The sequence below is a fragment of the Acidithiobacillus sp. HP-2 genome (genome assembly GCF_015100155.1).
Lineage (GTDB): Bacteria > Pseudomonadota > Gammaproteobacteria > Acidithiobacillales > Acidithiobacillaceae > Acidithiobacillus.
On sequence record NZ_JACKZA010000011.1, the window covers coordinates 1 to 15125 of the forward strand.

General features: G+C 48.6%; 17 protein-coding genes and 1 pseudogene. 5 read left to right on the forward strand and 13 right to left on the reverse strand.

Annotation, left to right across the window (positions count from 1 at the left end; genetic code table 11):
* The coding region (locus H7F11_RS09830) for a transposase (protein WP_193658125.1) at positions 1-328 on the forward strand (328 nt) is incomplete at its 5' end.
* Between the two features lie 303 nt (positions 329-631).
* Here H7F11_RS09830 and H7F11_RS09835 read toward each other — a convergent pair.
* Both H7F11_RS09835 and H7F11_RS09840 read right to left on the reverse strand, forming a co-directional pair.
* The gene (locus H7F11_RS09835; RefSeq protein ID WP_065980292.1) at positions 632-1414 is read right to left on the reverse strand and encodes a sulfite exporter TauE/SafE family protein; all 783 of its coding nucleotides are present in this window, start codon (positions 1412-1414) and stop codon (positions 632-634) included.
* Positions 1415-1942: 528 nt separating this feature from the next.
* Entirely contained in the window at positions 1943-2452 is a 510-nt protein-coding gene (locus H7F11_RS09840; RefSeq protein WP_193640898.1) for a rhodanese-like domain-containing protein, read from the reverse strand.
* A gap of 73 nt (positions 2453-2525) precedes the next feature.
* Here H7F11_RS09840 and H7F11_RS09845 point away from each other — a divergent pair, with 73 nt between their 5' ends.
* Both H7F11_RS09845 and H7F11_RS09850 read left to right on the forward strand, forming a co-directional pair.
* Positions 2526-3086 (forward strand): HdeD family acid-resistance protein, encoded by a 561-nt coding sequence (locus H7F11_RS09845; protein WP_075323965.1) that lies wholly within the window; start codon positions 2526-2528, stop codon positions 3084-3086.
* Between the two features lie 31 nt (positions 3087-3117).
* Positions 3118-4839 carry a chloride channel protein gene (locus tag H7F11_RS09850; RefSeq protein ID WP_193640899.1) on the forward strand — a complete coding sequence of 574 codons (1722 nt, stop codon included), beginning with the start codon at positions 3118-3120 and terminating at the stop codon, positions 4837-4839.
* Between the two features lie 200 nt (positions 4840-5039).
* Here the strand turns inward: H7F11_RS09850 and H7F11_RS09855 are convergent, their stop codons facing one another.
* The 3 genes from H7F11_RS09855 to H7F11_RS09865 all read right to left on the reverse strand — a co-directional run bounded on the left by H7F11_RS09855 (position 5040) and on the right by H7F11_RS09865 (position 6275).
* Complete coding sequence (locus H7F11_RS09855; RefSeq protein WP_075323963.1) at positions 5040-5486, reverse strand: glycine cleavage system protein H; 447 nt, start codon at positions 5484-5486, stop codon at positions 5040-5042.
* Positions 5483-5941 (reverse strand): hemerythrin domain-containing protein, encoded by a 459-nt coding sequence (locus H7F11_RS09860; protein WP_193650715.1) that lies wholly within the window; start codon positions 5939-5941, stop codon positions 5483-5485. Before H7F11_RS09860 ends, H7F11_RS09855 begins: the two co-directional genes overlap by 4 nt.
* An 85-nt stretch (positions 5942-6026) precedes the next feature.
* A complete protein-coding gene (locus H7F11_RS09865) occupies positions 6027-6275 on the reverse strand; it encodes a thioredoxin family protein (RefSeq protein ID WP_227485409.1) in 249 nt (82 codons plus the stop codon).
* 335 nt (positions 6276-6610) lie between these two features.
* Here H7F11_RS09865 and H7F11_RS09870 point away from each other — a divergent pair, with 335 nt between their 5' ends.
* Positions 6611-7039 carry a PAS domain-containing protein gene (locus H7F11_RS09870; protein ID WP_193640824.1) on the forward strand — a complete coding sequence of 143 codons (429 nt, stop codon included), beginning with the start codon at positions 6611-6613 and terminating at the stop codon, positions 7037-7039.
* Between the two features lie 60 nt (positions 7040-7099).
* On the forward strand, positions 7100-7204 hold the full coding sequence (locus H7F11_RS17270; protein ID WP_413541262.1) for a hypothetical protein: 105 nt from the start codon (positions 7100-7102) through the stop codon (positions 7202-7204).
* On the opposite strand, the pseudogene H7F11_RS09880 reads toward H7F11_RS17270, so the two are convergent.
* The 8 genes and pseudogenes from H7F11_RS09880 to H7F11_RS09915 all read right to left on the reverse strand — a co-directional run.
* A pseudogene (locus H7F11_RS09880) lies at positions 7159-7782 on the reverse strand (IS1595 family transposase); the annotation flags it as partial. The gene H7F11_RS17270 and the pseudogene H7F11_RS09880 sit on opposite strands and share 46 nt — an antisense overlap.
* Positions 7783-8068: 286 nt before the next feature.
* Entirely contained in the window at positions 8069-9592 is a 1524-nt protein-coding gene (locus H7F11_RS09885; RefSeq protein WP_193650716.1) for a DHA2 family efflux MFS transporter permease subunit, read from the reverse strand.
* 79 nt (positions 9593-9671) lie between these two features.
* Positions 9672-10310, reverse strand: coding sequence for an alpha/beta hydrolase (locus H7F11_RS09890; protein ID WP_193639967.1), 639 nt, complete (start codon positions 10308-10310; stop codon positions 9672-9674).
* A 44-nt stretch (positions 10311-10354) separates the two neighbouring features.
* Entirely contained in the window at positions 10355-10729 is a 375-nt protein-coding gene (locus H7F11_RS09895; RefSeq protein WP_193639968.1) for an amino acid permease, read from the reverse strand.
* Positions 10710-11228 carry a hemerythrin domain-containing protein gene (locus tag H7F11_RS09900; RefSeq protein ID WP_193639969.1) on the reverse strand — a complete coding sequence of 173 codons (519 nt, stop codon included), beginning with the start codon at positions 11226-11228 and terminating at the stop codon, positions 10710-10712. The genes H7F11_RS09895 and H7F11_RS09900 overlap by 20 nt, the downstream gene beginning before the upstream one ends.
* Positions 11229-11357: 129 nt before the next feature.
* The gene (locus tag H7F11_RS09905) at positions 11358-11915 is read right to left on the reverse strand and encodes a DsrE family protein (RefSeq protein ID WP_193639970.1); all 558 of its coding nucleotides are present in this window, start codon (positions 11913-11915) and stop codon (positions 11358-11360) included.
* Positions 11916-12018: 103 nt separating this feature from the next.
* Positions 12019-13320 (reverse strand): OprD family outer membrane porin, encoded by a 1302-nt coding sequence (locus H7F11_RS09910; RefSeq protein WP_193650717.1) that lies wholly within the window; start codon positions 13318-13320, stop codon positions 12019-12021.
* Positions 13321-13791: 471 nt separating this feature from the next.
* A complete protein-coding gene (locus H7F11_RS09915; RefSeq protein WP_193640075.1) occupies positions 13792-15099 on the reverse strand; it encodes an MFS transporter in 1308 nt (435 codons plus the stop codon).
* Positions 15100-15125 lie beyond the last annotated feature (26 nt).

A 15125-nucleotide genomic window follows, 5' to 3' on the forward strand; every position in this document is an offset into this window, starting at 1 on the left:
TCCCAAGGCTGTGGCTAAACTGGAAAAAGATCGGGCTGAATTGCTCGCTTTCTATGATTTTCCGGCCGAACACTGGCGGCATATCCGGACCACCAATGCCATTGAGTCCACCTTCGCTACGGTACGCCACCGGACTACCCGGACGAAGAACTGTGTATCACGCAGCAGCTTTCTGGGATTGGGTTTCAAGATGCTGCAGCAGGCTGAAAAACGCTGGATTGGGATTTATGCTCCAGAGAAAGTCCTGCAGCTTTTTGCAGGGGTGAAATTTATCGATGGCATACCGGCTAACCTAACCCTGCCGGATGATCAACAGACCGCCGCCTGATCTATGTCAGAAAATGCTCATACACCAGATTTGACTATAGCTCGGCCACGACCGTCCATACTGATCTGTATGGTGGACCCAAAGTGGTGCGCATTTGTTGCCGCAAACAAGGGTGCGGGTCCTGAATGATGATCTACGGAAAACTTTCATCCGCTGGTTCCCTGGGATGAGCACGGATGAGCAGGCAACATCAAAGGAAACAGCATAGGGGGGGAGCCCCCGGAATGGTTCACTCTCCCCGCAAGATACACCGCTCAGTTACCGGTTACCCATGCAACGGAATCGCTGTGCTAATCAGTTAACTTATATGAAAAAATTTATTTCTTTGTATAACATATAAATGGCTACCAAAACTATGACACCGATAAAGATATCATTCAACGCCGCTTTACGCTGTCCCAGTTTATCTGCACTCAGTGCTCCCAACCATCCTCCCAATATTCCCCCAGCTATGTATTCTGCAGCAATACGCCAGTCTACGAGGCCGTTCAGCGAATAGCTGATGGCAGTCGCTGTACCTAGGGCCCCCACAGCTAACAATGAGGAAGCGACGGCATTCAAAATAGGCAAGCGCCCAGAACGCATCAGTGCAGGAACAATGAGAAAACCACCGCCAATCCCAAAAAATCCTGACAAAATGCCAGTACCACCGCCATAAAAATATACACAAGCATGCCGCTCGCATGTTTTATGCGCAACAGGCTGCTTATCTCGTGTTCGATACATAGTTAAGGCAATCCAAAGCATGAGCAGAGCAAAGAGAATCAATAGGTATTTTCCATTGATCGCCTTCCCTAATTCAGCACCGGCAAAAGCTCCAATAACACCCGCGATAGTAAAACGAATAGCGACTGCCCAGCGAACATTACCAGCACGCGCATGTGGAATCAGATTGATGAAAGCATTGATACCCACAGCCAGCGCCGTCGTGCCAATAACCAGATGAGGATTGTGTACACCGACCCAATAGAGCAACAACGGAACCGCCAGAATGGAGCCACCACCACCTATAAGTCCCAAGGAAAACCCTACGATCACACCAGCCAGGATGCAATCAATATTTTGGCCTAATGTCAATGCAATCATAAAGTTTCACCATGGTTAACAATTGAATAACTTTTTTTCTAATAGAAAGTAGAGCTCCCTCGTCATCTTAGGCGATGGATCTGAGAATAAGCTTGGGCAGAATCAGGTAAGCCATACATAGTGGAGCGTTGACCATGTCTCCCATATATTTGGAGTTTATGGTTTTAATTACCGTATGTCCATGCTTCCTAATCATCTGTCTAACCCCAATCAATCAGCGGCTGCAATTCACAATTGCTGATCCCTAGCCGTGCAAAATCAAGAATATTTCCCGACTACGCCTCAATAGCAAACTCTTTAATAATCATATAATCATTATTATTATTCAATATCCTTTATACCATGCCTGTCAAACAGCGGCTATAGTTGGTCTCATATAAGTAGAAGGCAGCACCAGAAATATTCACATTTTACTGTATAAATAATACAATCTTTCTAATCTTCAAGTATTTTAAATATCTTTATTCCACGACATGGTGTAGTAGAACTGAAGCTGATAGTTGGCTTATAATTCATTAATTAAAATAATCATCTCCTTTTAACGCTAAAAATATTAGTCTGGATTTTATTTAGGTTATATCCGTCTGCTACCCAAAGAGGAATCCCTCCCTTTAAATAGCTGACATCGACAAATTCCATCTCTTTGAGCGCCAACGCTGCCAATGAAGATCTTCCTGCAGATGGACAGTCACAGATGCAACAGATTTTCATCTGACGCGCGGAAACAAGCAATTTGTGGTGACCTCTGAATTTTAGATCAGCGGCCATCTCTATGATACCTCGGGGAATTGCTATAGCACCCGGAATACTCCCATGAGATAGCTCATCCGCTTCTCTGACATCTATCACGATTATGGCTTTGCAGAGGATCAGATGGTGCAGCTCGCTGGGCATCATCCCATGGATTGCTTCATGCGCCTCGTATATGAGGCTTTTCAACGTAGACATATCATCACATAGGTAGTAGGATTCATTTGTAAATAGTACAGGAAATAGAAAAATTTTTCGAGATGGTTGAATATCAAATTTAAGCATCATAATTTCGGTTGCTTACATACACTAGTTGCTCCTTATTTAGGTATTGTTCATTATTTTAAAAAAGGATGGCATCATGAACACAACACCACCAGATTTAACGACGATTATCAAGTCAGAACAACATTATCTCGGAAAATATACTTTAGTGGTAGGTTTAATCTTGATTGTAATCGGCATTTTCGGCTTGCTCAGTCCCGTGATTCTTTCCGCAGCAACTGATGGCATCCTGGCGGGGGTTCTTATTCTTGGTGGCGCAGTATGGATAGCTCATAGCTACCAACTGCATGCGCATGGGCTTGGAGACTGGCTCAGACCGCTTCTTTTGCTGATAACCGGAGCTATTATGGTAGCCCTTCCGGCCGCTGGCATAGCCAGCATTGGCTTGCTTTTTATTCTGTATTTCTTTATTGACGCTTACCGTAATTTTACGCGGCCCAAGGTGTTGAGTGGAGTCGGACGTGGCTGGTTTTTTTTCAGCGGTATTATCGATGTGTTGATTGCGTTGCTTTTTATCGTCACCTGGCCGCAAGGTTCACTGATACTGGTCGGTATTTTTGTCGGGGTGAACCTTATTTTTGATGGAATAATCTTGATAATAGTGCGCAATGGTATCATCGGACTAACGAAGTCCTGAAGAATAACCAACCATTGTTGCATCTGGGCCAATGAATAAACTTGTTCGTATTTTGCGGCAACTTTTTTATCCGCACGCTCACACTCTCGATTCATCAGGCATCAGTTTCAGTCCAAAATTTTGGCTGCTTATTGTTTTTACTGGTATCGGTGCTGGGTTGGGTGCGGATTTTTTGATGTTCCTACTCTCCACGGTTCAACATCTCAGCTACCACTACGCACATGGATATTTTCAGGTGGCGGCAGAGCATGTCTCCGGCTTACATCGCTTGGGCGTATTAATTTCTGCCGGAGTATTAGCTACCTTTGCAGTCTGGCTGTTACGCAGATTGTCGCATGGTGCCAATAGTGATGTAGTTCACGCTATATGGTTTCAATCTGGAAGCGTGAATTTTTGGCATACCATCGCTCAGGCGATACTTTCCATGACCATCGTCGGCATGGGCGCTTCCCTTGGCAGGGAAGGAGCACCCAAACAGGTAGGAATGGCAATCGCTAGCCTGCTTTCACGGTGGGGAAGGCTCTCATCGACAGAGACGCGTTTCCTCGCCGCCTGTGGAGCCGGCGCAGGGATGGGAGCGGTTTATAATGTTCCACTCGGTGGCGCGCTTTTTGCGCTGGAAGTCCTGCTGGGTTCAGTGACTTTACCTCTTCTGTTGCCCGCCATTACCACGGCATTGATTGCTACTGTAGTATCCTGGATCACTCTTCCTGACCAGCCCACGTACACACTTCCGATTTATACGTTTCATATCGGAGAACTGTGCTGGTCGCTCCTATTTGGACCATTAGCCGGCGTTATGTCTGTTTTGTTTGTTCGTCTCATTATATGGGCGGATCTCCATAAGCCTCAGTCGGGATGGTTTATGTGGGCACCCCTGCTTATGTTTACCCTGCTTGGGATATTAGCCATTCCTTATCCACAACTCTTAGGAAATGGAAAGGATGTCACTGAGTTTGCTTTTAATAGTCAACTTCCTTTACTTCTAATGCTTACTCTTGTCGTGTTAAAACCCTTGGTGACGGCAGGATGTCTTGGAAGTGGTGCCCCGGGTGGTCTTTTCACACCCAGTATTACCTATGGAGCGGTAGTTGGGGGATCAATGGGGGATTTATGGTCTTTGATCTGGCCTGGAGCGGCTATTGGAAGTTACGCCGTAATTGGCGCGGGTGCTTTACTCGCTGCCACGATGCAAGCGCCTCTGGCCGCCATAGTTTTGCTGCTGGAGCTCACGCACAATACTATGGGCATTATGATTCCTGTTCTGTTAGCCATAGTATCCGCTGTTTTCACTGCTCGCCTGTTAGATAAGCGGTCTATTTATTCTGGCCCTGCCGGTATTGAGCCATTCATTGAGCAAGTCTCTACGCACCCAGTACATACTGCATTTGATGACCTGATCACGCCGTCATTTCAGAATATCGTGCCGATCTCTGCCAACTACAGCCACCTTGTAAAGTTGATGAGTACTGACGATCCCCCGCACAATTTCTATGTGGTGGATCACAGCGGTCAACTCGCCGGTATGATTTTTTCGAAAAATCTAAGAACTGCGGACTTGCTGACGCGTACCTTGAATGTTGCAGCGGCCGACGATTTGAAAACACCAATTACCGCTATTCGATCCGATCAGAGCCGTAAAGAGGTCATCGATCTTCTTGATCAACCTTATTTTTCCGAGATGCCAGTGATTGATTGTGTCAGCAAACGATATATAGGTGTTGTCAGGCCATCTTCGATAATCTGTAAATAGCTATTCATCGTAATCCATCTGGCTAGCCGCACCGGGGTGAACGTCAGTCAGTTTGTAGCGCGAGGAGATTCGACCGCTATCATCGTCCGCGACTACGTATGCATACACATCCCGCCACCTGAGCGCCCCAGTCAATCAGGTCCAGTCCGGAAGGTCGCAGGCGGGCTGAGCATAAAACGGCTTGCGGCCTGATTCATGGCTCATTCCGAACAGCGCATACACTGCACTCCATAGCGTTTGATCCAGGCCTCCAGTGCTTCAATAGCCTCACTGCCGGTTTTCACGTTGTCCAGGGCATGTTGGGGATCATCCGGTTTGACGCGGGCAATCCAGGCGTCCTTGTAAGGATCAATATTGATCAGGTGCGGGTCTTCCAACAATTGCTCGTTGCGGGCAATGACTTCACCGGCAAAGGGCACGGGTACGCCGCCTGCCCACTTGCCACTTTCCAGCGTAGCCACATGCCGTCCGGCCTCCAGATGTGTGCCGATTTTTTTAATACGGGCTTTTTGCAGGCGGCCCGACATGGTCTGCGCCGGGTCTGTAACCCCAATTGTCAGCGTACCGTCTTCTTCCGGGCGCACCCAGACATAATCAAGATCATAAAACAGGTCTTCAGGCAGTTCACAACCATTATATTCGCTCATGATCCGACCTCCGCCTCAAAGTCGAGAATACGCTTTCCCGCAGCTTCACCCTGATCCGCCAATGCGCTAGCCAGATAGGGATAAAGTTCGGTTTCTTCCTTGGCATCGTGTTGTTTGAGAATGGTTTGGACGGTACTCAGCAGATCGTCAAAGGTCTCGGCGTCTTGGTCTGCAATGGCCTCCGCCATTTCTTCAAAAAACACCCGCAGATCCTGATGCCCCTTGCGGAGTAGTGCGGTCAGAGGATGATCTTCGCTGCCTTCCTGTAGCTCGAAGGCAGGGAATAAGGTGCCTTCTTCCACGACCATATGACCATCAACAATGCCGTGGCGGAAGGCTTCCAGTAACTGCGCAGCTTCCTGCCATGCGCCTTGGCGGACAGCCTGGGCACTTTGCTCCAAAAGTTGATCCAGGCGTTCATGGTCATGTTGCATGATCTGATCTATGGGTGTCATGGCATTCTCCGAAAAGGTTGCAGTGCATTTCTATGGGACCTGAACGTGGCCGAAGCTTTGTTCAGGCGCATTCAGGAGCTTGTGTTCATTGGGCACCGAGCATTTTCAGCACTTCGCCCAGAGGCTGTGCGCCCACTGTCTTCAGGGCACCGTCCACGACAATGGCCGGGACCGTTTTAATGCGCAGATTGCTGACGATTTCGCGCCCTTCGCGATCCGCCACATCCAGTACCTGCAGTTCCATCGGCACCTTTTCCGCAGCTTGTTTCCATACTGCTTCAGCCTGCGGGCAAACCGGGCACCATTTCGAGACCAGAATTTGTACTTTTATCATCAAATCCCCAACATAAAAAAGACGATCATGTCGCGAATCAGCGTAGCATTGCTAACCATCGGGCGCAAAAACGTCAAAATGGATCTGTGCATGGAACAAACCCCTGTCCACCTGGCAACCACGAAGGGTTAAGAGGTATGAATAACAAGTAATCAATAAGGTATGACTTTTGGGTGACTAAAATACGAGATACGCTGACGCCTTATGACTGGTGCATTTTAGGAAATCATATGCTGCAGATTGTGAGTTGTAGCAACTTCTGAGAAAATGAAACATGTGGAAATATATTTTTACCAAACATACACAACAACAATCCCCTCTCAGCGAACAACTGTATGCGCTGCTTGAAGTCTTTCCAGATGCGTTTTTTTTTCAAGGATGGCGCGGGTCGCTGGCAGATCATCAATGAACCCGCCAAACGCCTTTTTCACCTGGAAGGAATTCCATGGAAAGGCAAGACCGATATGGAACTGGCGGAACTGCATCCGGACTTTCGGGAGATTCACGAGGCTTACATAGCGGATGACGAAAAAGCCTGGCAAGCCAAACAACTGATTGTTGTCGAAGAAAAAATGGTCCGTGAAGATGGCTATCAGGCGTTCTATGAAACGCGGAAACTGCCTTTGTTCAAAGAAAATGGTGAACGGGCGGGCATCATGATCATCGGTCGCGACATCACCGCACAAAAGGCGGCCGAAGATCGGATTAAGCAAATGGCATTTTACGACGATCTGACCGCTCTCCCCAACCGACGTTTCCTGTAAACTCTGATGAAACAGGGCATGGCGCGTGCCAAACGTCATGATCGGCCCCTGGCAGTCTGCATGACGGGTCTGGACGGCTTCAAACCCGTTAATGATATCTATGGCCACGAGGCCGGAGACGCCATCAAGCCATCCGTGCGGGTAGTCTGCCAGGGGAGCAAATAACGCTGAACGAACTGACGGATATTTCCAGCGGATACCGAAGGGATGGTTTCCATAGCCATGAAACCCGCCTTCTTATCCCGGCTTTCAATAGCTACCAGGATCGGTGTTTTCCCTTCTGCACCGTGTCCGCTTTTGCCTCCGGATCGACGTCCGCCCACGAAAGCATCATCCAACTCAACCAATCCACCCAGGCGGTAGATACTGTCCCAGTCCGCCATGGCGTGGCGCATCTTGCGCAGCATCCGGTGCGCAGTAATCCAGGAGACCCCGATCTGCTTGGAGAGGCGCAGGGCCGACAAGCCACCTTTGTCGCAGACCATCAGATAGATGGCCAGAAACCACTGCACCAAGGGCAGATTGGTGGAATGAAAGAGGGTGCCAGCCGTTACAGAGGTCTGGCGTCGGCAATGATTGCACTGGTAGACCTTGCGAGACATTACCCAGTGGCCTTGATCGTGCCCACAATGCGGGCATTGAAAGCCATTGGGCCAGCGCTGTTGTTTCAGCGCTTCGGCACATTTCTCTTCCGTACCAAACCGCGCCTGCCATTGCAGCAAATTCATGGCTTCTGCTTTCATCTATGCACCTCCAACCATATGACTTATATGGAATTAGGCAATTAATGATGAGAAAGGCTCAGAGGCATGTATTGGAACAAGAAAATGACAGAGGAAAATTCGGTTCATCCTAAAAACAGCAGTTACCCCTACTGAAATAAGATTATCCATTTGATAAGATGAGGCTTTTCCTGCACATGGAGGCCACCCTATGGGTGAAGAAGAAAAACACCCGCAAAAGGCCATTCCGGAGGCGGTACAGACCATAATCGTCGACGCGTGACGCCCGGAAGGGATGTATTGACAATCATGCTTTGTTTTTCATCAGTAACACAATCAATATGACCGCTATAAAGCTCCAGAAAAGGAACGTGAATGCATCCAGTATCCCCCGCATTGCTGCGTGTTGCGCCAGAGTTTGTCCCAGTACCTGCCAAGCCAGCGTTCCCTGATGTAATCCCGCATCACGCATATAGCGGGGTAGTGCCGCGCTGAACGGATTGATATGTCCACCCATCTGATTCCAGGCCTCCTGGGCTTCTTCGGTCATAATGGTGGAAATGATAGCAATACCCACAGAGCCTCCCAGATTACGCATCAGATTGAATATCCCCGATCCTTCGGGTGTCTGTTCTTTGCTCAGGGTTGCAAAAGCCAGTGTGAATAGAGGAATGGATACCAGGCCGAGACCGAGGCCTCGGATGACGCCCGGCCAAATGATCCAGGCAGGACTTATCTGCAGGTTATAGGAGAGGCTCAACCAGGTGCCCGTGGCCCCCAGACCGATTCCCGCCAGAATCATCCAGCGCGGGTTGGCCCCGTGATTAAGTAGTCTGCCTGCCATCCACATGGAAACCCAGGAGCCTATCCCTTGCGGGGCCATGACCAGTCCTGCGGTTTGCGCTTCATAGCCCATATAATCTTGCAGGTAGATGGGTAAAATCACCATGGTTCCATAAAGCGCCAAGCCGAATAAACCGATTCCTGCACTGCCCAGAGTCAGGGAGCGATCTTTAAGGAGACGCAAATTCACCAGTGGATGGGAAACATTGAGCGAGCGCAGTACAAACAGCAAAATCCCCATGCCCGCCAGCAGCATCAAAATGATGATGAAACGCGAACTGAGCCAGCCGTCCTGATCTCCGAGGCTGAGCATCATCTGCAAAGCACCCAGACCAATGGCCATCCAGACAAAACCCAGCCAATCAATCGGCCGGGGATGCTCGCTTTTGCCGAAACTGGGAATGTATAGCAACAGCATGGTGAACGCGATGAGGCCAATGGGAATATTGACGTAAAAACACCAGCGCCAGGAAAGGTCCTGAGTAAGATAGCCACCGAGCACGGGGCCAACAATCGGACCGAGCATGGTCCCCATGCCCAAAGTTGCCATGGCTACTCCTCGTTTTTCCCGGGGATAGGCTTCTACCAAAATCGCCTGTCCGACCGGTACGAGCGATGCCCCCAGAGCCCCTTGCATGAAGCGCCAAAAGACAATTTCCGTGAGACTGTGGGATTGTCCGCTCATGATCGAGCAGACCAGGAAGCCGGCCACGCTCCACAGTATGAGCTGCCGTTGTCCGAAACGTTCGACCAGCAATCCGGTCAGCGGGGTCACGATAACCATGGCCAACATGTAGGTAGTGAGTGCCCAGGTAATCTGATTGCTGTTGGCGTGAAGCGATCCCTCCATATGCGGCAATGCCACGTTGACAATCGTGATGTCCAGGACATTCATGATAATGCAAGCCATTACGGCGATGGTAATGGCAAGAAGATGTGGGCTCCCCGTTTCGTTGGAGTAACGGCTTTCCGACTTTGGTGTATCCATGCCATTCATAGCTTATTTACGCATCTCGGCAATGCCCCTGCGGTCTCAGCCATAATATGTCGATTAAGCAGTCGTTGCGCTAAGCGTGACGCATTGGATTGTAGAGGCTGGCCAAAAAGTCCTGAATGACTGTCCTTACTTCAGGCCCGGAATCGGGATCATTCAACAGTTGGTGTGCATGCAGGCTGCCGGGCCAGCTACGCGTAGAAATAGGAAAAGGGGGGTGACTCGCGATTTCTCGGGCAGGGGCCGCATAAGCCTCATTTTCACTGAAAAGCAACAGGCCATGAGCCGCCTTGTTGGCCAGAAGTGGCAAATATTCCTCCCCTCCCGCAGGGGATAGCCATATGACGGCATCCACGGGTTTCTCCGTTTCTGCAAGCGCGGCGATAACGGCGATCCCGCCCATGGAAGCGCCCAAAAGAACGATTGGATTGGCGCGTTCTCTGCGTGCATAGGTTATGCTGGCCAAGATATCCTGATCATAACTGGCATTATCTCCCCGTTCCGACAGACCATATCCTCTGAAATTCGGGGCCAGCACGGTCCATCCCCACTGTTGCATATCCACAGCCAAGGGTTTCCAGGCATTTTTATCGTAGGCTTTACCATGGGCCATCACACACCAGGGATTCTGCGCAGGATAAATATCTGCCTCCAGTTTTACGCTATCGGTCGTGCAGAAAGAAATGGTTTGTGAAGAAAGAGAGGATGGCATGGGATAATCTCCTTATAGAGAGTTAAATATCGATCTACAACCCATTAAGCTGGCACAATTTGCCTTCGATAGCGATACCAACCCAACGGGATAAGAATCATGAGAATTAAAGCACCTATCATGGCGGGAGCATAAATGTTCTCTGCCATATGTCCCGGAGGGATCAGGCCGATAAACAGACAGGCGAGTGAAGTCATAAAGCCAATTCCGGCAACCAGCCAGAGCCCCCAGTTGCGGCCACCCGGAACGCGATAGGGTCGCGGCACATCTGGATGCGTGTAACGCAATCGGATAGCAGCCGTAAAAAGTAACAGATACATGAAGCAATAGAGTACAACGGCCAGAGAGGTCAGCAGCAGAAATGCTGTATTGACCAGGATGAGCAGGTATCTCGACATTTTAAGTGTGTGGCCCGACATGACGTGGTCGCATGGCCGCACCAATTTCGACCAGGGTATCTCTCGACAACAATTGTAGGGCTACGGGAAAGATTTCATTGTTTTCGAGGATAATGTGGGCGCGATTCATAGTGATGAAAGCGGTTGGATAAAGATGAACTTCTTTTCCGGCCACTATCGCTTCCAGATCTTGAGAAAGTTTTGACCATGCTTTTTCTAGATCACGATGCTGTAGGCTCAGATTATGTAAGGGAGCGCGTAGGTTTTCTGGAAAATTGTGGTGAGCAGTGAGTAGAGGGAAAAGATTTTGTTCTTCATCGTCATGATGAAGGCGTTCAGCCTGACAGAAATATTTGAGGACACGCCCAGCAGCCTGCCTGGCTTCCTCATCTGGTCCGTGACTGACCAGATGTGCAGGCAACTGTTCCAGTGTTTCGCATTGGCTCAAAATTTTGTTATGACAGGCCAGCAGTAGACCAATAGGATCATCAAAGTCAGGAGCAGTAACAAAAAGTGACATGATAAAGGTACTCCTTTGCGTCGGGAAAGAAGGAAAACGTCTGTGTTTCTCCCTGCGTCACGATTCTTAATCGTGCTAGCGGCAGGGGGGTGGTGATTACGTAGGTTTTGGGAACATTGCAACCAGGCCTTACATTTTGACTTCGGCCCAACCTTCATTATGACGTTTCATCAGCTCTGCCATGCCTCCAGCCACTACACTCACTCCGGGAGCCAACTGACGCGCCGTAATATGCAGTCGACGCATGGATGTTTGACAAGCTACGAAGCGGACTCCACGCATCTGTAAAATGTTAATTTCCATGGCATCTGGAGCATTCTTCAAGAGCATTTGCAGGCCAGGCCCCCAGGCCAACACTTCCAACCGGGCAGGTGGAATGCCGACCTTGTGGACGATGTGAGCGACTGCACCAAGAGTCATCGACCATGCCGATGGTTTTGCTGAGTCGACTTCAAAGAGCATTCGGTAAGGTCCATGGCCCCAAGCAGGCGCATCGGCAGCCCACGCCACCCCATAACTGAGCAATAGTGAATAACAAAGCAGAATGGTTATAAGCCATTTCGTAGGCTTTTCTTTTGCGGCTTTGATTGTCGTTGCAGATCTGCTTCTACGTGTGAACGCTTGATTCAATACCTCAAAAGTACAAACTCTGTGCAGGCTGTTTAGTAAGTAATTATTCCATATCATCTTAAGGCTCCATTGTTAATGGGCAGTTTCGGTAAAAGATTAATCAAATACATCAATAGTAAGCGTTGTTTTGGCTCTTCTTAGGAGAAAAGCCATTGTCACATCAGAATACATACTGCAACATCAAACGATCATCAATAAAGGTTCCCTGATAGTTCGCATAGGGATTGCTATGATCGATAGCCAGACGGTTACGCAGAGATAATCCCTTCCAGAATCCTCCCGGGGTATAGGTCACATCCAGATAGTTGGCGTCTACGTTCGGCAGGTAGGGATGCGTACAATACATGCTGTAGGAATACTTGATCCGCAATTGCCGTAGGGGATGGATCAAAAAGCCAAACTTCCAGGCATGTCCCGCCGCAGAAGATGAGACCAGCCCATAATCCATGATGCTGGTGTACAGTGGATCGGCACTGTACTGTTGGGTATAGGGAGAAACAAATCCGCCGTTATACAAAGTCCGGCCACCCATGGAAAACGGACTGCGACCGGGAATATCATCATAAGCCGCAAAAACCTGGCCCAAAGGCGTTTGCAGACCTACCATGCCACCAAATACGGTCGCGTTGACGGGACCCGCGTATTGCGCGCCGTCCGCCCATTCCCGCGCATACTGAAAGTCGGCGAAGGGCTTCAAGCCATAGGGCAAGCAGGACACTCCATAATGGACAGTACCGTAAAACAGATTCGCCAAATCATAAAACTTGTAGAACCAGGCGCTGGATTTCAAGCCCTGCCAATGCGCCTTCATCCCGAAAGCCAGTGTGCCATCCATATGATCCGGCATATCGGGATAAATGGGATTTTGATTCAGCAGGGTTTCTCGGTAGTAATTTTCCTGTATCCGGTTTTTGAAACGAAACTCGCGAATCCCGATCAGTTGCACGTTGTGAATGGGGTTGGCCTGCACGGTGACTGCCTGGAAGGTGCTTGGAATCATGAAAGCATCCGACGGATTCATCCAGGGGGTATGCAGCAACATATCGCCGGCTTTCACTTTCAGCCAGCGATCCTGATACTGCAAATAGGCTTGTCCGAGCACATTCAGACTGTCTTTTTCCCCCATCAAGAGCGCATCCAGATGGGTATAACCGGGAGCATTCAGATCGTTGGCGCCCAGACTGTTGGCCGTATAAAAAGCCACACCGGCACTGAGACCATAGAGCGGGGCCGTTTGCACTTTCAACATGCCGCCCAGTGAATAGGCATACTTATTGGGTAATGTGCTACCGCCATAAAGCTGATTGACGTAGTAGGAACGGATATTCCCGGTGACCTTGCTGGCTTCCAGAAACTGTTGAATTGTCTGGTAATGCTCCGCATGGGGCATAGTATCAGCCTGGGCCACTAGAGGTCCCATCAGTAAAGCGCCTACAGCAGCAGCGATCATTGGATATTTCATGATTGATATCTCCTTTTATTTCGACAAAGTTCTGAATGATTTTTTCAGATCCTTCTAATCCCTCATTTCAAGGTCGTTTCCCGTAAGACACATGTAATTTGTGCAGTGTTCAACTGCAATAATCCCGCTGCCTCAGAAATACAGACGTCGTTTCACATGCAAACAAATTGGAACGGCTGGCATAACTCACTGATCTCTCACCTCCGTCAGCCTTCGACTAGAGATGTTGCACTTCATTTTAGAGCGCGCCATATAATAGAAAGAATCAAACAGCCAACTGTACGTCGGATCTTTTTGTTCGCGACGCTTTCATTATGTACGCATAAAAACTACTCCTGTATTTAATGAGCAATAAATCAGTTTAACACAGAGCCAGGAAAACCATGGTTCAACGAGAGAGAAAATTTTCTTTTGTTCTTAAGCGGTAGTGGCGGACAGAATGATAGAAAAAGTACTTAATCACGAGAAATATCAGCGACTGAGATGTGCCGTGAGATTTTCTCTGGTTCTATACAGCAACCAAACCAATAACAAACATAAGATGGATAATATAATATATATACCGAAACCTAAGGCGTAGCCGTTGATACCCACTAATGCAACGATATCTCCTAGTATCGGAGGAATTGCGAAACCACCAAGACACCCCAATCCTCCGACCCAACCCGCAGTACCACCTACAGCATCTGGTACGTAATGTGGGACCAGTTTAAACACCGCAGCATTATTCACCCCCATACCCGCACCAACCAATATTTCCCCAATGATGGTTAACCATAACAAGCTGGAAAAAGTCATAATTACAGACCCAACTAGCAATGCAATCAGTGAAATAACTGCGGTCTTTTCGCCACCCATCTCGTCAGACAATTTTCCGCCATAAACACGAATAAATGCTGCAATTAATGAAAATACCGCAGTAAGCACTACGGAATGAAATGCGCCCACATGGAAATACGTTTGCCAGAAAATAGGCAACCATGCAGTTAACGCAAGAAATCCGCCAAAATTTGTAAAATACAGAATAACTAGAGGCCAGGTCCGCCAATGCTTTGCCGATAAAAGGAGCGTATGCCAGGTCCCGCCAGTAGGAAAAAGCTCTTGACCGTACTTTTTGGCTTCCTCAGTAGCACGAGCAGTATCATGGTTTCGTTTATAGATTTGGTAATATGGTGCATTCAATCCCATGAGGTAATAAATTATTATTCCAACGATAATAATTGCCAAGGAAAACAAATACCCACCCCAAAGGCCGACGGTCATAATAACGGCCGGCAATATCAAGACAACAAATCCTGGTGATGAATCACCGAGTCCACCAAAAACGGCGAGCGCCCATCCTTGTTTCTTTTTTGAGTACCAATACGATACCTGTCCAATACCAACAGAGAATGTGGCAATTCCACACCCTGCTAGTGCACCAAAGGTTAATAGCATCGGATAGTATTTTGCCGTAAGTTGATTCGGATATAGCGTCAGAAGCATCCAATAAAGCCCGGCAATACCAATAACGGATGCTATTAGCAATACAAGAAAGGGTAATCGACCACCATTCCTGTCAACAGATGCACCAAAGGGTATGCGCAGCAGGGATCCAGTGAGCATAGGCATAGCTACCAATAGTCCCACTTGTTGGGGAGACAGGTGCATAGCTTTAAGAAAGATGTGTGCGGTTGGCCCAAACAGGGAAACAGACCCTGCACCAATAAAAAATCCTATGGTTGCGCCAATTAATGCGCGGTTGGCCGATCCGGTTACTGTGGGTTGAGTGGCTTCCACGTTACCTCCATTTTCATTTTAATGAT

Bases quoted from the DNA above. Each gene is read 5' to 3' on its own strand.
- H7F11_RS09835 (WP_065980292.1), bottom strand. From the start codon at position 1,414: ATGATTGCATTGACATTAGGCCAAAATATTGATTGCATCCTGGCTGGT.
- H7F11_RS09840 (WP_193640898.1), bottom strand. From the start codon at position 2,452: ATGATGCTTAAATTTGATATTCAACCATCTCGAAAAATTTTTCTATTT.
- H7F11_RS09845 (WP_075323965.1), top strand. From the start codon at position 2,526: ATGAACACAACACCACCAGATTTAACGACGATTATCAAGTCAGAACAA.
- H7F11_RS09850 (WP_193640899.1), top strand. From the start codon at position 3,118: ATGAATAAACTTGTTCGTATTTTGCGGCAACTTTTTTATCCGCACGCT.
- H7F11_RS09855 (WP_075323963.1), bottom strand. From the start codon at position 5,486: ATGAGCGAATATAATGGTTGTGAACTGCCTGAAGACCTGTTTTATGAT.
- H7F11_RS09860 (WP_193650715.1), bottom strand. From the start codon at position 5,941: ATGACACCCATAGATCAGATCATGCAACATGACCATGAACGCCTGGAT.
- H7F11_RS09865 (WP_227485409.1), bottom strand. From the start codon at position 6,275: ATGATAAAAGTACAAATTCTGGTCTCGAAATGGTGCCCGGTTTGCCCG.
- H7F11_RS09870 (WP_193640824.1), top strand. From the start codon at position 6,611: ATGCGCTGCTTGAAGTCTTTCCAGATGCGTTTTTTTTTCAAGGATGGC.
- H7F11_RS17270 (WP_413541262.1), top strand. From the start codon at position 7,100: ATGACGGGTCTGGACGGCTTCAAACCCGTTAATGATATCTATGGCCAC.
- H7F11_RS09885 (WP_193650716.1), bottom strand. From the start codon at position 9,592: ATGGATACACCAAAGTCGGAAAGCCGTTACTCCAACGAAACGGGGAGC.
- H7F11_RS09890 (WP_193639967.1), bottom strand. From the start codon at position 10,310: ATGCCATCCTCTCTTTCTTCACAAACCATTTCTTTCTGCACGACCGAT.
- H7F11_RS09895 (WP_193639968.1), bottom strand. From the start codon at position 10,729: ATGTCGGGCCACACACTTAAAATGTCGAGATACCTGCTCATCCTGGTC.
- H7F11_RS09900 (WP_193639969.1), bottom strand. From the start codon at position 11,228: ATGTCACTTTTTGTTACTGCTCCTGACTTTGATGATCCTATTGGTCTA.
- H7F11_RS09905 (WP_193639970.1), bottom strand. From the start codon at position 11,915: ATGATATGGAATAATTACTTACTAAACAGCCTGCACAGAGTTTGTACT.
- H7F11_RS09910 (WP_193650717.1), bottom strand. From the start codon at position 13,320: ATGAAATATCCAATGATCGCTGCTGCTGTAGGCGCTTTACTGATGGGA.